Raw genomic sequence first — 19803 nt, 5'->3', positions numbered from 1 at the left:
GGGCTCGACGCCTGCCGGATCCGTCGGGGACGTTACGGGGCGACGCGGTCGCGGATGGTGTCGAGCACCGCCTCCGCCGCCCACGCGGCGGCGTCGGCGATGTCACGCTGGTCCATGCCGAACTCGCGGCGGAACGTCACCCAGGTCCCGACGGAGTCCAGATGCGACAGCGCCGCGACGACGGACCGGCGCTGCGCGGCGTCCAGGGAGGGCACCTCGGCATCGAGCAGCCGCTCGAGCTGCGCCCGGCCGGGCGCCGGTGCCGCGCCGCTCACACCGCGCATCGCGGTCTCGGCGACGACGTGCGCGAGTTCCGGGCGCGCGTCGTAGCGCTGCATCGCGTCGCGAATCGCGAGCGGGACGTCGAAGATCGAGTCCAGCTCGTCGCGGGCGAACAGCGTCGCCTCGATCCACGCCGCGGTCGCCAGCAGCAGGTCGACACGCGTCGGATAGTTGCGGAACACTGTGCGCTGGGCGATACCGGCCCGGCGCGCGATGACCCGGAACGACACGTCGTCGCTGCCGAGCTCCTCGATCAGTTCCGCGTAGGCCGCGAGGATCGCCGTCTGGGTGCCACTCAGCGTCACGGCTTCACCCACGTCGCGTCGGGCAGCCGCGCGAGCACGGTGCCCACGGCGTGGTCGAACGCGTCGCCGATCTCGGCGGCATCCAGGTCGAAGCCGGTACGCAGGCGGGCCCAGAACATCGCCGACGAGAAGTAACGCAGGGAGGCCGCGACCCGCCGCCGGTCCCGCCGGTTGAGCGTCGGCGCCGCCACCTCGAGCATCGCCTCGATCGCCCGCGTGAGGTAGGCCGGCCCGGCGGCGTCGAGCGTCGGCGAGATCGCGGACGCCCGCGCGCTGACGTACGCGTACGCGGGCGACGCGTCGAAGGCGCGGAAGCGCTCGTGGGCGGCGGCGCAGAAGTCGGCCACGGTCACGAACGGCGGCAGCGGGAAGCAGGTCTGCTCGATCCAGTCCGAGAGGGCGGCGAGCAGGTGCGCGCGGGTCGGGTACTGGCGGTAGATCGTGCGTTCCGAGATGCCGACCTCGTCGGCGAGCGCCCGGTAGGAGATGTCGTCGAACGTCCGCCCGCGCAGCAGCACCACGGCGCTCGCGAGTATCGCGGTCGCGGTGTCGACCGGCTCCTCCATCACGCCTCCCTCGACCGGGCGGCCGCCCACCGCGGGGGCTCGGTGACTTCGGGCGGAAGCACGAAGCGATCGGAATCGTCGAGCGTGAGCGCCAGCGACGAGACGTACTGCACCTCGCCGTGCGGCCCCCTCTCGGCCGAGGCCAGCATATCCGGCCGCTCGAACGTGTAGCCGGTGACGTGGCAGCGCAGCCGCTCCCCCGAGGGGTTGCCGTCGTCGTCGAACCGGGGCGAGTCGATGCCGTCGGAGCGGCGGCGCAGGTAGTAGCGCCCCCGCGTGGCGAGGGCCGTGACCGGCGTGGCGACCATCGCGACGCCGATCGCGATGAGCACCGAGAACGGCTTGACCCCCGGGCCGAACAGCCCGGCGAACGCGAGCAGCGACAGCGCCGAGGCGAGCCCCACCGACACCAGCCCGACCGGGTTCCAGTCGTGCAGCATGCCGCGGCGGAACTCCGGGAACCGCGGCGAGATCCGCAGGATCCACTTGTTGATCGCGATGTCGGCGGCGATCGTCACGAGCCAGGCCATGACGACGTTCGCGTAGAGGCTCAACACGAACGAGATGAGCGTGAAGACGTCGAGCATCATGAGCGCGTAGGCGATCACGAGGTTGAACAGCACGAAGATCGTGCGCCCCGGGTAGTGCTTCGCCATCCGGGTGAAGACGTTCGACCACGCGAGCGAGCCCGAGTACGCGTTCGTCACGTTGATCTTCACCTGCGCCACCACGATGAGCACGAGCGCGAGAACGATCGCGAGCCAGTCGGGGACGAGCGTCTGGTACATCACGACGAACTGCTGGACCGGCTCGGTCGCGCGGTGCCCGAGCGTGGGCTCGACCTTCACCAGCAGGTAGACCGCGAGGAACACGCCGATCACCTGCTTGGTGCCGCTGAACACGACCCAGCCCGGACCGGCGAACGCGAACGACGTCCACCACGAGCGCGTGTTCGACGACGTGCGCGGTGGCATGGCGCGCAGGTAATCGATCTGCTCGGCCAGCTGCGGGGTGAGGGCGAAGCACACGGCCGCGCTCGACACCACGGCGCCGAACCGGATCGAGCCGTCGGAGTTGCCGGTGAACGTCGTGAAGGCGCGCACCGCCTCGGGGTCGGAGACGAGGATCCACAGCAGCGGCAGCAGGGCGAGCGCGAGCCACAGCGGCGTGGTCCAGAACTGCAGGCGCTCCAGCGCACGCATGCCGTAGATGACGATCGGGATCACGACGACGGTCGAGAGCAGATAACCGAGCCACAGCGGCATCTCGGTCGCCACCTGCAGTCCCTGCGCCATGATGGCGCCCTCCAGGGCGAAGAAGATGCAGGTGAAACCGGCGAAGACCATCGTCGTGATGATCGAGCCGTAGTAACCGAACCCCGAGCCGCGGGCGATGAGGTCGAGGTCGAGGTTGTAGCGGGCGGCGTAGTAGGCGACGGGAACACCCACGATGACGATGACGACCGACGCGAACAGGATGCCGAGCACGGCGTTGGCGGTGCCGTGGTCGATACCGATGCTCGCGCCGATCGAGAAATCGGCGAGGAACGCGATCGATCCGAGGGCGGTGGCGCCGACCGAGGCCGCGCTCCAGCGCCGGAAAGTGCGCGGGACGTAGCGGAAGGCGTAGTCCTCGAGGCTGTCCTCCGCGGCCGCGCGCGCGTTGTCCGTCGACACAGTGGCGCCCCCTCGGGGGTATCCTCCCGGCCCGGTGTTTCGATCGCGTTGCGGCCAGGAAGCCGTCAGATCGCCATGGCGGCCCGCACCGTGGAGGTGGCGGCCGCACCACCGTCTCCGGTCTGGGTGACCCGGCCCGAGGCGAGCACGACGTAGCGCTCGGCGGCTTCCAGGGCGAAGCCGATGTGCTGCTCGACGAGCAGCACGTTGATGCCCTCGGCGGCCAGCTGAACGATCGTCTGCTCGATCTCGGCGACGATCGTGGGCTGGATGCCCTCGGTCGGCTCGTCGAGGATGAGCAGCTTCGGTGAGGTGATGAGGGCGCGGGCGATCGCGAGCTGCTGGCGCTGCCCGCCCGAGAGCAGGCCGGCCTTCCGGGCGGCGAACTGCTCCAGCGCCGGGAAGCGCGCCAGCTGCGCGTCGACGAGGGCCTTGCCGCCCCGGCGCCCGTCGGCGACGAGCTGCAGGTTCTCGAGCGTCGTGAGCTGGCTGAAGGCCTGCTGCCCCTGCGGGACGTAGGCCATGCCGCGAGCGATGCGCTGGTTGGGGGCGAGCGACGTGACGTCCTCACCGTCGAACACCACGCGGCCGCTCGACGGTTTGATGAGGCCGATCGCGAGGCGCAGCAGGGTCGTCTTGCCGGCGCCGTTGTGGCCGAGCACGGCCACGACCCGGCCGACCGGCACGGTCACGCCGTGCAGCACCCGGGTGCGCCCGTAGCCGGCCTCGACGTCGGTGAGCTCGAGCATGTCAGTCCTCCTTCCGAAGTGGTTCAGGCACGGCCGACGCGGCGGCTGTGGTCGCGGCTCCCGCTGTGCCGAGGTAGACCTCCTGCACCTTCGGATCGGCCTGGACCTCGCTCACCGCGCCCTCCGCGAGCACCGCGCCCTGGTGCAGCACGGTCACCCGGGTGGCGAAGCGGCGCATGAAGTCCATGTCGTGCTCGACCACCACCACGATGCGGTTCGCCGCGACGCGCTGCAGGAGCTCGCCGGTCGCGGTGCGCTCGTCCTGGCTCATGCCGGCGACGGGCTCGTCGAGCAGCAGCACCTTCGCGTCCTGCACGAGCAGCATCGCGATCTCCAGCCACTGCTTCTGCCCGTGCGACAGGATGCCGGCCGGCGTGGCGAGCTCGCCCGCGAGCCCGGTCTCCTCCAGCGCCCGCTCGATCGACGCGTCGACGCCGGTCCTGGTCCGCAACAGCGAGGCCGGGCGGCGGTGGCGTCCGGCGGCGATGTCGAGGTTCTGCAGTACCGAGAGCTCGTCGAACACGCTCGCGGTCTGGAACGTGCGACCCACTCCGAGGCGGACGATGGTGTGCACCGGCCGGCCGAGCAGCTCGGTCTCGCCGAGGCGGGCCGACCCGGTGCCCTTGGTCAGCCCCGTGATGGCGTCGATGCACGTCGTCTTGCCGGCGCCGTTCGGGCCGATGAGGAACCGCACCTCGCCGGGGTGCGCGTCGAAGGAGACGCCGCCGACCGCGACGAAGCCCGAGAACTCGACGCGCAGATCCGTGACCACCAGGCTCATGACCTCACCTCTTCGAGTTCCGCGGCGGTGGGGGCCTGCGGTTCGGCCGGGCTCCGGCGCGCGGCGGTGAACCGGGCCGGCAGCGACGACAGACCCTTCGGCAGGAACAGGATGACGACGATGAACAGCAGGCCGAGGAGGTAGGTCCAGCCGTCGGGCCAGGTCGAGCCGAGGCTCGACTGTCCCCAGCCGACCGCCATCGCGCCGAGCGCGGGCCCGAACAGCGACGCGCGGCCGCCGAGGGCGACACCGGCGATCAGGAAGATCGAGGCCGCGGCACCGATCTCGGCCGGGGTGATGATGCCGACGATGGGCACGAACATCGCTCCCCCGATGCTCGCCATCAGCGCGGACACGACGAACGCGACGAGCTTGACGGTGCCCGGGTCGTAGCCGAGGAACCGGACGCGCTCCTCGGCGTCCCGGGTGGCGACGAGCAGCTCACCGAAGCGGCTGCGGTAGAGCTGCCACACCACGAGCAGGCACAGGATGAGGAGCGCGGCGGCGATCAGGTACACCATGACCTTGTTCGCCGGGTCGTTCAGCACGAAGCCGAAGAAGTACTTGAAGTCGCTGAGCCCGGTGTCGCCGCCGGTCTCGCGGATCGTGGAGCTGATCAGCGTGGCCAGCGCGACGGCGAGGGCCTGGGTCAGGATCGCGAAGTACGCGCCCTTCACGCCGCGCTTGAACAGCGCGTAGCCGAGAAGGCCGGCCAGCACCACCGGGAGCAGCACGATCGCCAGCAGGGTGAACCCCGCGCTGCGGAACGGCTCCCAGAACACCGGGAGCGGCGCGAGGGGGTCGTAGAGCACCATGAACCCCGGTACGCGGTCACCGGCGGTCTCCAGCGTGAGGTGCATGGCCATCGAGTAGGCGCCGAGGGCGAAGAACACCCCCTGCCCCATCACGAGCATCCCGCCCCGGCCCCACGCCAGGCCGATGCCGACGGCGGCGATGGCCCAGCAGCAGTACTTGCCGAGGTTGTTGAGCCAGTGCTCGGTGAGCACGAGCGGGGCGACGGCGAGGAGCAGGACGGCGAACACCCCGATGCCGCCGAGGGAAAGCCAGGGCTTCAGCTTGCTCATACCAAACTCCTGGTTCGGACCGTGAACAGTCCCTGCGGGCGCAGCTGCAGGAAGACGATCACGAGGATGAAGGCGAGCACCTGGGCCAGGCTGCCGGTCGTCCAGTCGGCGAAGTACGCGAGGGCGACGCCCACCGCCCACGCGGCGATGATCGTGCCTTTGAGCTGGCCGATGCCTCCGGCGGCGACGACGAGGAAGGCCGGGATGATGTACTGCGTGCCCATCTGCGAGTTCGTGCCGCCGATGAGCGAGGCGGCCACGCCGGCGACCCCGGCCAGCCCGGACCCGGCGAAGAACGTGAGGCGGTCGACGGTGCGGGTGGCGATGCCCGAGGTCTCGGCCAGGTCCCGGTTCTGCACGGTCGCCCGGATGCGTCGGCCGAACGCGGTGTACTTGAGCCAGGCCGCCAGTGCGGCGACGCAGCCGATCGCGAGCACGATGGTGAACAGCTGCCGCAACGGCCAGTCGTAGCCGAGGACGTTCAGCTGCCCGTCGAGCCAGTGGGGCTTCTCCACCGGGACGCCCTGCGACGGGAAGATCTGCAGTGCCGCCTGCTGCAGGATCAGGCTGACCCCGACGGTGACGAGCAAGGTGTCGAGGGGCCTGCGGTACATCCACTGGATGATGGCGACCTCCAGCAGGAGGCCGAACAGACCGGCGACGACGAACGCGACCGGCAACGCGACGGGGATCGACAGGTCGCCGGCGCCGATGACCTGCTGGACGAGGTAGGCGGTGAAGGCGCCGATCATGAGGAACTCGCCGTGGGCCATGTTGATCACGCCCATCTGGCCGAAGGTGAGCGAGAGGCCCAGCGCGGCGAGCAGGAGCAGCGCACCTTGTGCACTGCCGTTCAGCAGCGGTGTGATCAGGGCGTCCACGTGTTCTCTCTCTCCGTTCGAGGGGTGGGGTTGCCTGCCGCGGGCGGCAGGCAACCCCGCGTGGGCGATCAGCCGGCGGCGTCGGTGAGCTGCTTGCGGACGTCGGACGGGAACCAGTCGTACTTCTCGAGGTACGGGTCCGGCTCGATGAACTTGTCCGAGGCCCAGACGACGGTGAACTGGTTCTGGGCGTTGATCTGCCCGATGTGGCCGGGCTTGGAGATGTGGTGGTTCTCGCCGTCGAGCGTGACGGTGCCCTCCGGCGCGTCGAACGTGATCGTGTTCTTCTTCGCCGCGTCGTTCACCGCGTCGACGTCGAACGAGCCGGCCTTCTCGACGAGGGACTTGTACAGGTACAGCGAGATGTAGGCGGCCTCCATCGGGTCGGAGGTGACGCCGCTCGAGTTGGGGTAGGCCTGCCAGCTCTTGATGAACTTCGGGTTGGTGGGCGTCTTCAGCGACTGGAAGTAGTTCCAGGACGCGAAGTGGCCGGTGACCTCGTGGCCCATCGCCGGCGCCTCCTCCTCGGCGATCGACACCGAGATGATCGGCGTCTTCGCGGCGGTGAGGCCGGCGTCGTAGTACGCCTTGACGAAGCCGACGTTCGACGAGCCGTTGATCGTGTTGAAGATGAAGTCGGGCTTGGCCTTGACGATCTTGGCCACCTGGCTGGTCCAGTCGTCCTTGTCGAGGGGTACGTACTCCTCACCGACGATCTTGATGCCCAGCTTGGCCGCGTACAGCTTGATGATCGCGTTCGCGGTGCGCGGGAAGACGTAGTCGCTGCCCGCCAGGAACAGCGTCTTCACCCCGCGGGATTTGAGGAAGTCCATCGCCGGGATGATCTGCTGGTTCGTGGTCGCACCGGTGTAGTAGATGTTCTTCGACGACTCGAGGCCCTCGTACTGCACCGGGTAGAAGAACAGCCCGTTGTGCTTCTCGACGACCGGCTTGACGGCCTTGCGCGACGACGACGTCCAGCCGCCGAAGATCGCGGCGACGCAGTCCTGGGTGAGCAGCTTCTCGGTCTTCTCCGCGAAGGTCGGCCAGTCGGTGGCGCCGTCCTCCTGGACGTACTGGATCTTCTTCCCGAGGATGCCGCCGCCGGCGTTGATCTCGTCGGCGGCCATGTGCAGCACGTTGGAGACGGTCTTCTCCGAGATCGCCATGCCACCGGTGAGCGAGTTGAGGAAGCCGAGCTTGATGGTGGCGCCGGAGGCGTCGACGCAGCTGGCCGCCGGAGCCGACCCCTGGGCGGCCGTGTCGTCGCCGGCTCGGGCGCCGCAGCCGGCGAGCAAGAGGACCATGCTCATCCCGGCGGCGCCGGTGGCCACGAGCGCGCGCAGCCGCCTGCTGGTGATGGACATAGGGGAACTCCGTTCCTGGGGATGGGGGCGGGACGCCGCGCCCCGGCACCGCGAAACGTGCGGTGTGGATGGTCAGAGCGAGCGGCCGACGTCCCGTACTCCCGTGCCACCGGCCGGGTGCAGCTGAATGCTGCGGGTGAAAGCAGATTGACTGCGCGTCATTACTCTGACATTTCTTCACTGTTCCAACTCTGTAGCTGCCGTGTCGAGCAAGGCACGAAAGCCGTGGAACACACCCGAAATCGGGGCGCGGTGATGTCAAATCTCTGCCATCACTCAGCGAAGAGAGATCGCGATGGCACACTCCTGACACCCTCAGGAGGGTCGGCGGCGTTCGACCAGCGGCTCAGGCCGCGACGCGGAACGCCGCGCGCACCACACCGTCCCCGGCGATCCCGAGGTGATCCAGCCCCAGCAGCGCCGACCCGATCACCGGCGGCTCGTCGACCGGAACGAAGCGGGCGAGCGGGAACTCCGGCCGCACCCGGTCGACCACTCCGGCCAGCAGCCGCTCGTCGCCGCCGGCGAGGATCCCGCCGCCGAGCACCACCGGGGTGGCCCGGTCACGCAGCTCCAGCCGGCGCAGGGAGGCACACACGTAGTCGGCGATCTCCGCCGCGAGCCGGTCGACCAGGCGACCGGCGACCGCGTCGCCCTGCGCGGCGGAGCGGAACACCACGGGGCTCAGTTCCCCGAACCGGGTCGCCGGGAAGTCTCCGAAGTGGAACGCCTCGATGGCCTCCAGCACCGAATCGACCCCGAAGTGCGCGGTCACCGCGGCGGCCAGCCCGGTGGCCGGCCCGCGTCCGTCCTCGGCCCGCGCGGCGGCCGACATGACCTCCGCGCCCAGTTGCAGGCCACCGCCCCAGTCGCCGGAGACCGTGCCCAGCGAGGGGAACCGCACCACCTGGGAGCCCGACACCCCGACGCAGTTGATCCCGGCGCCGCAGACCACGGCGACGCCGTCGCCGTCGGGGGAACCCAGCCGCAGTACCGCGAACGTGTCGTTGTCCACCACGGCCGAGCGGGACCAGCCACGGGCGGTCACGGCGGCGAGCATCTCCCGCCGCTCCCGGGCCAGGTCGACGCCGGCCAGGTAGGCGGCCGTGTGGGCGACCGCAGCCGGGTCGAGACCGAGCCCGATCGCGGACAGCGTCGAACGGGCCAGCTCCTCGACGGCGAGCACGGAACCGGCCACACCGAGCACGTGCGGGGAGAACCCCGGCCCCCGCCGGCGCGCCAGCAGCGTGCCGTCGCGGTCGAGCACCGCGACGTCGGTCTTGCTGTTGCCGCCGTCGACGGCCAGCAGCACGCCGTCCGCGCTCACCCCCACGACCGGCTCACGCCCACGGCAGGAAGCGTGCGTTCTCGGCCAGCAGGCGGTCGGCCAGCCCTTCGGCCAGCGCGTACTGGCCGACCAGCGGATGCGCCAACAGCGCCTTGACCACCCGGTCGCGCCCGCCGTGGAGCGCGGCGTCGACGGCGAGCTCCTCGTAGGCGGCGGTGTGCGCGATCAGCCCGCGCAGCAGGGGGTCGACCGGCCCGATCGGCAGCGGTTCCGGCCCGGCGGCGGTGATCGTCGAGGCCGCCTCGATGACCGCCTCGTCGGGCAGGAACGGCAGCGTGCCCCGGTTGCGGACGTTGACGACCTGGACGTCGCGGGAATCCTGGAGCAGCGACGCGACCAAATTGATCGCGGCCAGCGAGTAGTGCCGTCCACCGCGGTTCTGCAGGGCCTCCGGCTTCGTCACCACCGATTCGTCGCGGTAGAGCGCGAGCAGTTCCTGCTCGACGTCGCTGACCACCTCCGCCCGCGGGCGCTCGGTCTGCTGCTCGGCGACGACGACATCGTGCGCGTAGTAGTAGCGCAGGTAGTACGAGGGCACCGCGCCCTGCAGCCGGAGGTGCTCCGGTGTGATCCGGAACCTCTCGGCCAGTTCCTCGGCCCGCGCGGCGAGCAGCGACGGCAGCACGTCCTCCCCGTCCAGGTACACCGCCGTTTCCCAGCTCAGGTGGTTGAGCCCGACGTGACGCAGGCCCACGCGGCCGGGATCGACGTCGAGGAGACCGGCGAAGTTGCGCTGGAAGTTGATCGCGACGTTGCACAGCCCCACGGCCTTGTGCCCGGCGTCGAGCAGGCTGCGGGTGACGATGCCGACCGGGTTCGTGAAATCGACGATCCAGGTGTCCGGGTCGACGCGCGACGCGATGTCGCGCATCACCGGTACGGTCCGCAGCGCCTTGGCGAACCCACCGGCGCCGGTGGTCTCCTGGCCGAGACAGCCGCAGGCGTGCGGGAACGTCTCGTCCGAGAGCCGGGTCTTCTGCCCCCCGACACGCAGCTGGACGAGCACCGCGCCGGCCCCGTCGACGCCCTGGTCCAGGTCGTCCGTCGCGGTGATCCGCGTCGCCTTCCCGGCCGCGCCCACCATGCGGCGCGCGAACCCGGCCACGACCTCCAGGCGGTCCGCGTCGGGATCGACGAGCGTGATCTCGTCGATTCCGAACGCGTTGCTCAGCAGCCCGTCGATCAGCTCCGGCGTGTACGTCGACCCTCCGCCGACGACGGCGAGCTTCATCCCTTGACCCCCGACAACTTGATCCCCTCGATGAACGATTTCTGGGCGAAGAAGAACAGCACGACGACCGGCAGCATCACCAGCACGGTGGCGGCCATCGTCAGGTTCCACTGGACCTGGTGGGTGCTGCGGAACGCGGCGAGCCCGAGCGACAGCGTCCAGTTGGCGCGGTTCTCGCCGGTGTAGAGCAGCGGGCCGAAGTAGTCGTTCCAGGTCTTGAGGAACATGAACAGCCCGGCGGCCGCGATGCCCGGCCGGGCCATCGGCACCACGATCCGCAGCAGCACGCCGAGCTCCGAGGCCCCGTCGATGCGCGCGGAGTCGATGTAGGACTGCGGGATCGCGACCAGGAACTGACGCAGCAGGAAGATGCTGAACGCGTCGCCGAACAGGTTGGGCAGGATCAGCGGCCAGAGCGAGCCGGTCAGCCCCAGCTTCGCCCACATCACGTACATCGGCACGGCGATGACCTGCGGCGGCAACAGCATGGCCACGATGACCAGGTAGAACGCCCAGGTCCGGCCGCGCCACCGCAGCTTGGCCAGCGCGTACGCCACCGGGACGCTGGAGACCAGCATCGCGGCCGTCGCGGTGATCGAGTAGAACAGGCTGTGCGCGAAGTAGCCGAGCATCGGTGCCTTGTCGAACACCGTGACGAAGTTGCTCCACTGCCAGTCGCGCGGCCACAGGTCGCTGGTCAACGCCTGCTGATCGGTCATGACCGACGTCAGGAGCAGGAACAGCAGCGGCGCGAGGAACCCGATGGCCATCGCCACCGCCACCGCGTGCAGCCCGCACCAGGCCAGCGCGGCCCGAACCGACGTGCTCATGAGTCCTCCTGCCCGCCGGCCGTCGCCCGCAGCCGCTGGACGAGGAGGACGGTGAAGATCGCGGACACCCCGAACAGCACCGTGGCCATCGCGGAGGCGTAGCCCATGTTGTACGAGTGGAAGCCCCGCTCGTAGAGCCACATCGGGAACGTCAGCGTCGAGTTGTCGGGGTAGCCGAGCGAGGAGATGTTGCCGACGGCGTCGGACGATCCCGACGCCACCGCTCCGGCGACCGTGGACTCGGTGAAGTACTGCAGGCCCACGATGATCGAGTTGATGATCGCGAACAGCAGCACCGGTGAGATCGACGGCAGCGTGATGTGCCAGAACTTCTTCAGCGGGCCCGCGCCGTCGAGCGACGCCGCCTCGTAGTAGTCGGCGGGGACGTCGAGCAGCGCGGCCAGCAGGATCACCATCACCTCCCCCGACGCCCACAGCGCCAGCACCGTCAACGAGGGTTTCGACCAGGACGGGTCGTTGAACCAGAGCGGTCCCTTGATCCCGACGACGTTCAGCAGCGCGTTCACCGGTCCGGTACCGGGGTTGAACACGAAGACGAACGCGAGCGCCGCGGCCACCGGCGGAGCCAGCGCCGGGAGGTAGAACAGCGTCCGGAAGACACCGCTCGCCCGGCTCCGGAGCCTGCTCAGCACCAGCGCGGTCAGCAGCCCGTACCCCACCCGGCCGACGGTGACGGCCACCACCAGGTACGCGGTGTTCGCGGCCGAGGTGCGTACCAGCGGGTCCTTGGTGAACAGGAACACGAAGTTGCGCGCGCCGATGAACACCGGGTCGTTGATCAGGTCGAAGCTGGTCAGGCTGTAGTAGAGCGTCGAGAGCAGCGGATAGACGAAGAAGACGCTGAACCCGACGATCCACGGCGACATGAACCCGAGGACGACGAACCGCCGGTGAGCGGTCATTTCTGCAGTGCGAGATCGTCGTCGATCTGCGTGTCGGCGTCCTTGAGGCCCTTCTTCAGGTCGGGAGCGCCGCCGGTCTGCCACTTCACCGCGAAGTCCAGCGTGGTCTTCAGGTACGCCGCACCGTTCGGGGTGGTGGGCAGCGAACTGGAGTTCGGGTTGGTGAAGATGTCGACGAACGGCGCGAGGGTGCCGGTGAACTTCAGGTCGGGCGACTTGAGCGCGTCGGTGGTCGTCGGCAGGTTCTTCAGTCCGTTGGCCAGCGCGACGAGCGGCTCGGTCTCGGTCGTCAGGTACTTGATCAGCTCCCAGGCCGCGCCGGCCTGCTTGGCGCCCTTCGGGATGCCGATGATGTTGCCGCCGACGTCGCTGCCGCCGTACGTGTCGGTGCGGTCGTCGGACACCGGCAGCGGCGCGGTGCCGTAGTCGAGGTTCGGGGCCTCCGAGTCGACGAAGCCGGTGCGGAACTCACCGTCGAACATCATCGCGATCTTGCCGGTCTGGAACGCGTTGTCCGGGGAGTACTTCTGCCCCGCCGCGGCCGTGAACGCGGTCAGCTTCTTCTCGGTGTAGAAGTCGGTCAGCTGTTTCTGCCACTGGAACAGGTTCGTCCAGCCGGGGCTCGTCGACAGGCTCGACTTGCCGCGGGAGTCCTGCCACTCGGCCCCGAACTGCGGCGCCCAGACGTCGACCCGGTTGTTGTAGAAGCCCAGCGTCGGGACGAAGCCGGCCACCTTGATCGACCCGTCGGCGTTGAACTTCGTGAGCTTCTTGGCCGCGGCCGCGAGCTCGGTCATCGTCTTCGGCGGCGCGGTGATGCCGGCCTCGGCGAACAGCGTCTTGTTGTAGTAGAGGCCGTACGCGTCGGCCAGCAGCGGCATCGCGCAGCGCACGTCGTCGTGCTCGGTGTAGTCGCGCACGGCCTGCGGGAAGACGCTCAGGTCCACCTTGTCGCGATCCAGGTAGCCCTGCAGGTTCTGGAAGGCGCCGGTCTTGCAGTACTGGCCCAGCGCGTTGGCGTTGCTGGAGATCGCCACGTCGGGTGCGGTGCCACCACGGACGGCCTGGGAGATCTTGTCGTCGTCCTGGCTGCCCTGGCTCGTGATCGTGATGTTCGGGTGCCTCTGGTGGAACCCGTCGAGGACCGCGTCGAGCGCGGCCAGCTCCTTGTCGGCGAACCCGCTCCACACCGTGAGCGTCACCTTGTCGTTGTCGCCGGGGGCGTCGGCGACTTTTTGGTCGCCTCCGCCGGTGCCGCCACAGGCGCTGAGTACGAGGACCGCGGCCACGGCGGCGGTGAGTCTCTTCATGTGGATCTCCGGGGGTCAGATGTCACCGAGTGAGGAACCGGCGGAAAAGTAGTGCTCACGAGCGGGCACCAGCGCGGCTTGGACCGCGCCGGCGCGGACCGAGTCGGAGTCGGGACGGCCGGGAACGAGACGGACGCGTGGCTCGACGAACTCGGCCAGCGCCTCGCTGATCGCCGCCCGGAGGGCGGAGCCGCCGGCGCTGCACACCGCGCCGCCGAGCACGATCAGCTCCGGGTCGAGGAGGCTGACGACGGCGGCAAGGCCCGCGGCGATCCGCCGGGCGACGTCGATCAGGAAGCCGTCGTCGCCCTCGAGGCTCTGCCGGATCGCGTCGATCGGGCCACCCGCGGTGAGGCCGTGCGTCCCGGCCAGCGTCAGCAGCGCGGAGCCGGCCAGCAGGTCGCCGAAGCGGTGGACGCCGGGGAGGGGCTCGCGGGCCAGGTCGGGGACCGGAGTGAACCCGAGCTCCCCCGCCCCGAGCGTCGCGCCGCGGACCAGGCCGCCGTGCACGACCACCGACGAGCCGACGCCGTGCTCGGAGATCCAGAGCAGGACGAAGTCGCGGACGTCCCGCGCGCTGCCGCGGGCCATCTCGTTGAGCGCGACGAGGTTGACGTCGTTCTCGATGGTGAAGGGAACGTCGAGGACGGAGCCGATCGCCTGCAGCAGGTTCACGCGGGTCCAGGCCGCCGGGAGGTCGGACGCGTACCGGAGCACACCGCTGGCGGCGTCGACCGATCCCGGGGTCCCGATCGCGACGTGCGCCAGGCGGTCGACGCCGAGACCGGCCCGGCGGCACGCCTCGCCGAGCGCCGCCCCGAGCGCCGCGGCGGGCTCGTCGGTCGCGGCCGGGGCCCGGTGCTGAGCGACCGTGGTGCCACGCAGGTCGGCGATCTCGACGTCGATGCCCTGGCTGGTGACGTCGACGCCGGCGGCGAACCCGGCGTCGGCCTTCAGGCCCCACAGCTGGGCGCGGGGGCCGGGCCCGACCTCCCGGCGGCCGAGGCGCTCGACCAGGCCGACCTTCTCCAGGCGGGCCAGCAGCTGGGACGTGGCCGGCTTCGAGAGGCCGACGAGGGTCTCGAGCTGGGCCCGGGTGATCGCCTCGTGCTGCAACAACGCCTCGAGCGCGGCGCGGTCGTTCAGAAAGCGCAGCGCGCTGGGGCTTCCGGACATCGGGGGCTGGCCTTCCTGGGCTCGGATCGATTGGAAACTTTCTTATCGATTCGAGGAAGCTAGCCAGCGATGCGGATGTGGTCAAGGTTTCGGTGACGGCGTCGTGAAATCTTTGGGTGCGCTACGCCCGACGCTGCCCGAGGAGACTCCGCCCGATGCCCGCTCCGTACGACGAGATCTCCCGGCTGTCCGTGGCCCTGCCGCTCGCGGCGGCGGCGATCGCGGCACTGCTGTGGCGACTGCGTCGCCGCGCGGCGCTGACCTGGCCGCGCGTCCTCGTAGTCGTCACGTTCTGCGTCTACGCCACCGCCGTGCTCGCCGCGACCCTCCTGCCGGTCCCGCTCGGCGAGCCCGACTACCACGTGGCGTGGCAGTGGTTTGTCAACCTCACCCCGCTGGTCCACGCCGAGTGGCACGACGTGCTGCAGAACGTGGTGCTGTTCGTCCCGCTCGGTGTCCTGCTCCCCCTCGTCGCGCGGGTCGGCTCGGTCGGCCGGGTCCTGCTCGCCGGGGTTCTCGCCAGTCTCACGATCGAGCTGCTGCAGTTCGTCGCCGACGTCGTGTTCCACGCCGGCCATGCGGTCGACGTCAACGACCTGCTGGCCAATGTCCTGGGAGCGCCCCTCGGGTACGGCCTTCTCCGCGTCGCGCTCCGCCTGCGTGCCCTCGCCCGCCTGGCCGACGCCGCGACCTGGCCAGTGCGAACCCCCCGCGAGGCGGGCTCGCATCAGGTCGGCGAGCCGTCGCCCGGCGCCTGACCGTCAGCGCCGCAGGAGGCGTTCGACCGCACGGGCGCCGTGGAGCCGGAGGATTCAGGCGAGGCGCCGTGGAGCCGGGGGAATCAGGCGAGGCGCCGCGTCGGCCAGCGCGCGAGGTCGGCCTCGAGGAGCGCCGGGTCGCGGGCCGGCGGCACCTCCGCGAGGATCTCGAGCCGGGTGATCCGCTCGATGCGGAAGCCGCGGATCGCCTCCCGGAGCCGGCACCACCCGGTGAGCAGCCACGCGTCGCCCGCGCGGAGGAGGCCCAGCGTCTCGACGTCGCGGACGGTGGTGGTGGCGCGGTCCGGGCCACCGTCCGCGTTCTCCCCCAGATAGGCGAGCCGCACCACCCGCCGGGCCGCGATCACGTCGGCGAGCATCCCGAGCGGCACCCCGTCGTCACCGGGGGTGACGGCGTCGATGACCCGCATCCGCCCGAGCAGCTCCTGCACGGGCGCGCGATGGTCTTCGTCCATGACGGCGGCGATCTTGGCGCGTGCGCGCCGGGCGGCCCCCTGGTACGGCGAGGAGTCGAGGAGCGCGAGCCCGGCCAGCACGGCCAGCGACTCGGTGGCGGACAGGTTCAGCGGTGGCAGCGAGTACTCCCGGAGGATCGAGTAGCCGCCCGCCGCGCCGTGGTCGGCGTAGATGGGGACCCCGGCGAGCTGCAGCGATCCGATGTCCCGTTCGATGGTGCGCGAGGACACCCCGAACTCGTCGGCGAGCCGAGCGGCGGACCAGGGCCGACGTGCTCCGCGGAGCAGGTCGACCAGGGCGTACTGCCGCTCGGCTCTCTTCATGCCTCGAGTCTGGCAGGGAGAATTCGTGCGCCCTCCGTCAGCTGCGCATGCTCCGCTGTCCACCGACGGACCAGACCCGCCGGACCCGGCCGTCCTCGGCGAAGTCGAACACGTCGACGCCGCCCGCCAGAGTGCCGTCCGCCTCGACGTCCCACAGCAGCCGGCCGTGATCGCCGTCGATCGCGTCGTCGATCCTGGTGAAGACGACACCCGGGTTCTGCTCGTGCCACCAGTCGAGGTAGATCACGAAGTCTTCAGCGGTGCGGATGTCGTCGGCGGGGGTCGACCCGTCACGCTCGGTCACCGCGAAGTGGATCCGGAAGTCGTCGGCGCAGATCTGCCGCGCGATCTCGCCGTCGGTGTTCCACATCGTCAGCCACAGGTCGAGCGAGTGCCGGGCGGTGGAGCTGGTCGTGAGGTTGGTGCTCTCGGTCATGCCCCCACACTCGAACGCCGACGCGACAACGGTATGTCGGTGTTCCCGAACTCGGCCGCGAAGGGCCGCGGACCGGGCGCTCGTGCTCTCGCGCCGATCGAGCGGCGGCTCTTCGACGCATTCGACCTGTCCGCTGGTCAGCTCGGGCCGGGCACGAGCATCGACACGGTCCGGCGGAACTCGTCGGCCGTGTCGGGGCCGAATTCCTGGGCGATGAGTTTCACGCCCGTGCTCATCAAGTGCCTGCTCATCGACGCGGCGGCGCTCACCGCGTCGTTGCGCCGCACCAGCTCCAGCAGCTCGACGTGCGGCTCCAGGATCTCCTCGATCGACTCGGAGCGGTTCGCCGTCGACACCCCGCTCGTCAGCACGATGTTGCGCAGGTTGTCGACGAAGTCGACCAGCCGCTCGTTGCCGCCGATCGCCAGGAGCGAGCGGTGGAACTGCCGGTCGGCGCGCAGGAACTTCTCCGCGTCGTCCATCGCCTCACGCATGCGTTCGACGTCGGCCTCGAGCCGCGCGATGTCGGCGGGGCCGGCGATGGTGGCCGAGACCCGGGTCGCGGGGACCTCGAGCAGGATGCGCAGCGAGAAGATCTCCCGCAGGTCCTGCGGCGAGTGGCGCAGGACGACGAACCCGCGGTTGCGCTGAACCCGCACGAGCCCTTCGCTGGCCAGCTGCATCAGCGCTTCGCGCACGGGGGTGCGGGAGACACCGAGCTGGTCGGCCACCGTGTGGGTGGCGTGCAGGACGTTGGGCTCGAGCTCACCGTTGAGGATGCTCGTGCGCAGCGCCGCGGCGGCCCGCTCGGTCATCGAGCCCTCGCGCAGGGGTTTCATTCGCCTCCGATCGACCAGGGAACGCGTCAAGCATGCACTACCTGCGCAGTCCGCTCTTGACGCCTGTTCCATGTTGCATGTTACATGGCACACCAGCCGGAGCCCGACGCGAATCCGGGGACTTTCGACACTGTGAGAGGAGCTCCCGTGTACAGACCGAGAGCACTGGCCCTGGTGGCAATCGGATTAGCGATCAGCGTGCTCACCGCGTGCGGTGGTCTGTCGGCCGAGGAGCCCGGTGGCACCGACAGCACGACCGGCGGCTACACCGCCCTGCGCACCGGCAAGGACGCGACGACGACCGAGACCGACGCGCTGGCCGCGCTACCGGCGTCGGTGAAGGACTCGTACGACGGTTTCTGGCACTCCACCCGCCTGGGCCCGAGCCCCTACGCGAACTGGACGCCGCCGAAGGCGCCGTGGAAGTTCTGCTACTCCAGCGCCTACCAGGGCAACTCGTGGCGCGCCGAGGGGCTGACCGTCGCGCGGAACATCGTCGCGCAACTCCAGACCCAGAACCTGGTCGACGGTGACCTGGTGGTCGCCGACGCGAACAACAACGCGAGCGTGCAGGCCACGCAGGTCACCACGATGGTGCAGCAGGGCTGCCAGGTCATCTTCGCGATGCAGCCGCCGTCGGTGGGCATGTGCAACGCCTTCGACAACGCGAACAAGGCCGGTGCGCTGGTCGTCGTGATGCAGACCGGCACCGAGTGCACGAACGTGATCCAGTCGGACTTCGCCCAGTACGCCACCGGCGCGAAGGCCGCGGAGTGGCTGGTGCGGAAGAGCGGCGGCAAGGGCACGGTCGTGATGTGCGACGGAATTCCCGGCGTCGCCGCCGCCGAGGCCCGGCAGGCCGCCGCGGCCGCCGTCTTCCAGAAGGCCGGGCTGAAGGTCGACCGCGTCACCGGTGAGTGGACGCCCTCGACGATCAAGTCACAGATGCTCAGCTACCTGAGCACGCACGCCGGTGAGGTCGCCGGGGTGTGGGACGGCGGCGTCTGCGCGGTCGCCGTCACCGAGGCGTTCCAGCAGGCCGGGCGCACGCTGCCGTACGTCTCCGGGTTCGAGGGCGGCTGCGCGTGGCTGGCCAGCTGGAAGCGGACCGGCAAGGAGTCGATCGGTTTCACGCAGGGCGGCGGCCAGGGTGTCGTCGAGGCGTTCAAGGTGGCGCTGCGGCTGCTGGCGGGCCAGAAGTCGACGGTGAACACGCTGCTGTACCCGCTGCCGGAGATCAACGCGAGCAACTTCACGCAGTACTACAAGCCGCAGATGACGCTCAACAGCGGCTGCAACGCTCAGCCGCTCGACGGTGAGTCGGTGCCGGACAGCTACTACGACGCGCTGTTCACCGGCGACGCGAAGCCGGCCACCTTCACGGCCGGTCTCGGCGCCCTCCCGATCAAGTGATCCCCGCCCGGCCGGCGCGGGTACGTGCCGGCCGGGCTCGCTCCCCCAGGAGAACGATGTCCACCACCCAAGCGGCCCGCGCGCCCGTCGCGGCGAGGCTCCCGCACCTGCTGGTCCGGCTCGTCTACGTCGCTCCGGTCGCGATGTTCGTCGTCCTGGTGGCCGTGCTGCCCGAGGTGCTCTCCCGCACCGGCGTGATGTCGCTGCTGGTACTGGCCGCGCTGCTGGGCATCGCCGCGGTCGGGCAGACCTGGGCGGTCATGATCGGCGGCATCGACCTGTCGATCCCGGCCACGATCGGCATGGCCAACGTGCTGCTGACCACGCTGTATTCGCGCGGCTGGAGCTTCGGGGCCGCGCTCGCGGTGATCGTGGCCGTCGCCGTGGCCACCGGCCTGCTCAACGGCGCGCTGGCCGGCAGCCTCGGCCTGCACCCACTGGTGGTGACGCTCGGCGTCGGTTCGGTCGTCACCGGCGCGGTGCTGGTGGCCACCGGCGGCAACACCGGTGGCGCGGTGCCCGCCGCGCTGACCGACGCGGTGTCGCCGGTCGGCACGGCCGGTCCGCTGCCGATCCCGTTCGCGGTGCTGGCCTGGATCGTCATCGCGGGCCTCGTGCTGTGGGTGGAACGCCGCGCGGTGTTCGGCCGGCACCTCTACGCCGTGGGGGCCAACACCCGCGCCGCGCGGCTGGCGTTCGTGCGCCCGGTCCGCGTGCAGATCACCGTCTACGTGGTCAGCGCCCTGTGCGCGGCCGCCACCGGCACCCTGCTGGCCGGCTCCAGCGGCGGCGCGTCGGTCGGCATCGGCTCCTCGTACTTGTTCTCGACGATCACCGCGGTGGTCGTCGGCGGCACGTCACTGCTGGGAGGCGCGGGCAGCTACGCCCGCACGATCGCCGGCGTCCTGGTCACCACCGAATTCACCACGCTGCTGATCGGCGTGGGCATCGGCGCCACCATGCAGCAGGTGCTGCTCGGCCTGGCGATCCTCGCCCTGATCACCGTCTACGGCCGCGACCGGCACGTCGCACAAAGGTTGTGAGCGC

The 19803-nt window shown here is 70.2% G+C and carries 20 protein-coding genes; 3 read left to right on the top strand and 17 right to left on the bottom strand.

Annotated elements, in window-relative coordinates; genetic code table 11:
• Positions 1-32 precede the first annotated feature (32 nt).
• The 14 genes from CRYAR_RS18190 to CRYAR_RS18125 form a co-directional block, all read right to left on the bottom strand.
• Positions 33-587: a TetR/AcrR family transcriptional regulator gene (locus CRYAR_RS18190; protein WP_211247520.1), complete on the bottom strand. Its 555-nt coding sequence runs from the start codon at positions 585-587 to the stop codon at positions 33-35.
• Positions 584-1153, bottom strand: a complete 570-nt coding sequence (locus tag CRYAR_RS18185) for a TetR/AcrR family transcriptional regulator (RefSeq protein WP_035864591.1) — start codon at positions 1151-1153, stop codon at positions 584-586. Before CRYAR_RS18185 ends, CRYAR_RS18190 begins: the two co-directional genes overlap by 4 nt.
• Positions 1153-2829, bottom strand: coding sequence for a purine-cytosine permease family protein (locus CRYAR_RS18180; protein ID WP_051570567.1), 1677 nt, complete (start codon positions 2827-2829; stop codon positions 1153-1155). Before CRYAR_RS18180 ends, CRYAR_RS18185 begins: the two co-directional genes overlap by 1 nt.
• 65 nt (positions 2830-2894) lie before the next feature.
• Entirely contained in the window at positions 2895-3578 is a 684-nt protein-coding gene (locus CRYAR_RS18175) for an ATP-binding cassette domain-containing protein (protein WP_035852395.1), read from the bottom strand.
• Position 3579: 1 nt separating this feature from the next.
• Positions 3580-4359 carry an urea ABC transporter ATP-binding protein UrtD gene (gene urtD, locus CRYAR_RS18170; protein ID WP_035852394.1) on the bottom strand — a complete coding sequence of 260 codons (780 nt, stop codon included), beginning with the start codon at positions 4357-4359 and terminating at the stop codon, positions 3580-3582.
• Entirely contained in the window at positions 4356-5444 is a 1089-nt protein-coding gene (gene urtC / locus CRYAR_RS18165; RefSeq protein ID WP_035852391.1) for an urea ABC transporter permease subunit UrtC, read from the bottom strand. The genes urtD and urtC overlap by 4 nt, the downstream gene beginning before the upstream one ends.
• A complete protein-coding gene (gene urtB, locus CRYAR_RS18160; protein ID WP_035852388.1) occupies positions 5441-6325 on the bottom strand; it encodes an urea ABC transporter permease subunit UrtB in 885 nt (294 codons plus the stop codon). The genes urtC and urtB overlap by 4 nt, the downstream gene beginning before the upstream one ends.
• A 68-nt stretch (positions 6326-6393) precedes the next feature.
• On the bottom strand, positions 6394-7692 hold the full coding sequence (gene urtA, locus CRYAR_RS18155) for an urea ABC transporter substrate-binding protein (protein WP_035852383.1): 1299 nt from the start codon (positions 7690-7692) through the stop codon (positions 6394-6396).
• A gap of 346 nt (positions 7693-8038) precedes the next feature.
• Positions 8039-9019: an N-acetylglucosamine kinase gene (locus CRYAR_RS18150; protein ID WP_211247519.1), complete on the bottom strand. Its 981-nt coding sequence runs from the start codon at positions 9017-9019 to the stop codon at positions 8039-8041.
• A 13-nt stretch (positions 9020-9032) separates the two neighbouring features.
• Positions 9033-10271 carry a 6-phospho-beta-glucosidase gene (locus CRYAR_RS18145; protein WP_035852378.1) on the bottom strand — a complete coding sequence of 413 codons (1239 nt, stop codon included), beginning with the start codon at positions 10269-10271 and terminating at the stop codon, positions 9033-9035.
• Positions 10268-11101, bottom strand: a complete 834-nt coding sequence (locus tag CRYAR_RS18140) for a carbohydrate ABC transporter permease (RefSeq protein WP_035852376.1) — start codon at positions 11099-11101, stop codon at positions 10268-10270. Before CRYAR_RS18140 ends, CRYAR_RS18145 begins: the two co-directional genes overlap by 4 nt.
• Positions 11098-12024 (bottom strand): carbohydrate ABC transporter permease, encoded by a 927-nt coding sequence (locus tag CRYAR_RS18135; protein ID WP_035852374.1) that lies wholly within the window; start codon positions 12022-12024, stop codon positions 11098-11100. Before CRYAR_RS18135 ends, CRYAR_RS18140 begins: the two co-directional genes overlap by 4 nt.
• Positions 12021-13334 carry an ABC transporter substrate-binding protein gene (locus CRYAR_RS18130; RefSeq protein WP_035852372.1) on the bottom strand — a complete coding sequence of 438 codons (1314 nt, stop codon included), beginning with the start codon at positions 13332-13334 and terminating at the stop codon, positions 12021-12023. Before CRYAR_RS18130 ends, CRYAR_RS18135 begins: the two co-directional genes overlap by 4 nt.
• A gap of 15 nt (positions 13335-13349) precedes the next feature.
• Positions 13350-14510 carry an ROK family transcriptional regulator gene (locus tag CRYAR_RS18125; RefSeq protein ID WP_035852369.1) on the bottom strand — a complete coding sequence of 387 codons (1161 nt, stop codon included), beginning with the start codon at positions 14508-14510 and terminating at the stop codon, positions 13350-13352.
• A gap of 155 nt (positions 14511-14665) precedes the next feature.
• Here CRYAR_RS18125 and CRYAR_RS18120 point away from each other — a divergent pair, with 155 nt between their 5' ends.
• A complete protein-coding gene (locus CRYAR_RS18120; protein ID WP_051570565.1) occupies positions 14666-15268 on the top strand; it encodes a VanZ family protein in 603 nt (200 codons plus the stop codon).
• An 83-nt stretch (positions 15269-15351) separates the two neighbouring features.
• On the opposite strand, the gene CRYAR_RS18115 is transcribed toward CRYAR_RS18120, so the two are convergent.
• From CRYAR_RS18115 to CRYAR_RS18105, 3 genes are all read right to left on the bottom strand, one after another.
• Positions 15352-16068, bottom strand: a complete 717-nt coding sequence (locus tag CRYAR_RS18115; protein WP_035852367.1) for a helix-turn-helix transcriptional regulator — start codon at positions 16066-16068, stop codon at positions 15352-15354.
• A gap of 37 nt (positions 16069-16105) precedes the next feature.
• On the bottom strand, positions 16106-16504 hold the full coding sequence (locus CRYAR_RS18110) for a nuclear transport factor 2 family protein (RefSeq protein WP_035852364.1): 399 nt from the start codon (positions 16502-16504) through the stop codon (positions 16106-16108).
• 137 nt (positions 16505-16641) lie between these two features.
• Positions 16642-17343 carry a GntR family transcriptional regulator gene (locus tag CRYAR_RS18105; RefSeq protein ID WP_051570563.1) on the bottom strand — a complete coding sequence of 234 codons (702 nt, stop codon included), beginning with the start codon at positions 17341-17343 and terminating at the stop codon, positions 16642-16644.
• 174 nt (positions 17344-17517) lie between these two features.
• Between CRYAR_RS18105 and CRYAR_RS18100 the strand changes: the two genes are divergently transcribed.
• Positions 17518-18756 (top strand): substrate-binding domain-containing protein, encoded by a 1239-nt coding sequence (locus CRYAR_RS18100; protein WP_169745055.1) that lies wholly within the window; start codon positions 17518-17520, stop codon positions 18754-18756.
• A gap of 56 nt (positions 18757-18812) precedes the next feature.
• A complete protein-coding gene (locus tag CRYAR_RS18095; protein ID WP_051570557.1) occupies positions 18813-19799 on the top strand; it encodes an ABC transporter permease in 987 nt (328 codons plus the stop codon).
• Positions 19800-19803 lie beyond the last annotated feature (4 nt).

It is taken from the genome of Cryptosporangium arvum DSM 44712, assembly GCF_000585375.1.
Lineage (GTDB): Bacteria > Actinomycetota > Actinomycetes > Mycobacteriales > Cryptosporangiaceae > Cryptosporangium > Cryptosporangium arvum.
The sequence above is the reverse complement of the archived record's forward strand: the minus strand, read 5'-3'. Positions and strand labels throughout refer to the sequence as shown.

Coding starts and splice junctions, on each gene's coding strand:
- CRYAR_RS18185 (WP_035864591.1), bottom strand. CDS start 1,153: ATGGAGGAGCCGGTCGACACCGCGACCGCGATACTCGCGAGCGCCGTG.
- CRYAR_RS18175 (WP_035852395.1), bottom strand. CDS start 3,578: ATGCTCGAGCTCACCGACGTCGAGGCCGGCTACGGGCGCACCCGGGTG.
- urtD (WP_035852394.1), bottom strand. CDS start 4,359: ATGAGCCTGGTGGTCACGGATCTGCGCGTCGAGTTCTCGGGCTTCGTC.
- urtC (WP_035852391.1), bottom strand. CDS start 5,444: ATGAGCAAGCTGAAGCCCTGGCTTTCCCTCGGCGGCATCGGGGTGTTC.
- urtA (WP_035852383.1), bottom strand. CDS start 7,692: ATGTCCATCACCAGCAGGCGGCTGCGCGCGCTCGTGGCCACCGGCGCC.
- CRYAR_RS18145 (WP_035852378.1), bottom strand. CDS start 10,271: ATGAAGCTCGCCGTCGTCGGCGGAGGGTCGACGTACACGCCGGAGCTG.
- CRYAR_RS18140 (WP_035852376.1), bottom strand. CDS start 11,101: ATGAGCACGTCGGTTCGGGCCGCGCTGGCCTGGTGCGGGCTGCACGCG.
- CRYAR_RS18135 (WP_035852374.1), bottom strand. CDS start 12,024: ATGACCGCTCACCGGCGGTTCGTCGTCCTCGGGTTCATGTCGCCGTGG.
- CRYAR_RS18130 (WP_035852372.1), bottom strand. CDS start 13,334: ATGAAGAGACTCACCGCCGCCGTGGCCGCGGTCCTCGTACTCAGCGCC.
- CRYAR_RS18125 (WP_035852369.1), bottom strand. CDS start 14,510: ATGTCCGGAAGCCCCAGCGCGCTGCGCTTTCTGAACGACCGCGCCGCG.
- CRYAR_RS18120 (WP_051570565.1), top strand. CDS start 14,666: ATGCCCGCTCCGTACGACGAGATCTCCCGGCTGTCCGTGGCCCTGCCG.
- CRYAR_RS18115 (WP_035852367.1), bottom strand. CDS start 16,068: ATGAAGAGAGCCGAGCGGCAGTACGCCCTGGTCGACCTGCTCCGCGGA.
- CRYAR_RS18110 (WP_035852364.1), bottom strand. CDS start 16,504: ATGACCGAGAGCACCAACCTCACGACCAGCTCCACCGCCCGGCACTCG.
- CRYAR_RS18105 (WP_051570563.1), bottom strand. CDS start 17,343: ATGAAACCCCTGCGCGAGGGCTCGATGACCGAGCGGGCCGCCGCGGCG.
- CRYAR_RS18095 (WP_051570557.1), top strand. CDS start 18,813: ATGTCCACCACCCAAGCGGCCCGCGCGCCCGTCGCGGCGAGGCTCCCG.